Below are 431 nucleotides of genomic sequence, written 5' to 3'. Positions count from 1 at the left end.
TAACTGTGTACAGTGTGATCGCACTTCCTCCATTACTCGTTGGTGCGTCAAAGCTCACCGTCGCTGATCCGTTACCTGCGGTCGCCGTTACATTCGTCGGGGCACCTGGCACAGCGATCGGCGCGACGGGTGTCACACTCGCCGATGCCACTGATGCTACAGAGTCGCCTGCAACATTCTTCGCTACGACCGTGAATGTATACGCCGTTCCGTTCGTCAAACCCAAGACCGTAATTGGAACAGCGCTTGTTCCTGTTCCCGTGAAGCCTCCCGGACTAGACGTAACTGTGTACAGTGTGATCGCACTTCCTCCATYACTCGYTGGTGCGTCAAAGCTMACCGTCGCTGATCCGTTACCTGCGGTCGCCGTTACATTCGTCGGGGCACCTGGCACAGCGATCGGCGCGACGGGTGTCACACTCGCCGATGCC

The 431-nt window shown here is 57.9% G+C and carries 1 protein-coding gene; it reads right to left on the bottom strand.

The window, feature by feature from the left end; genetic code table 11:
• The coding region (locus AC1DOK_RS24580) for a fibronectin type III domain-containing protein (RefSeq protein ID WP_477556894.1) at positions 1–431 on the bottom strand (431 nt) is incomplete at both ends.

It is taken from the genome of Paenibacillus sp. P5_B5, assembly GCF_056400365.1.
Note: the sequence above shows the minus strand (reverse complement) of the source record. Positions and strands in the feature narration are given on the sequence as shown.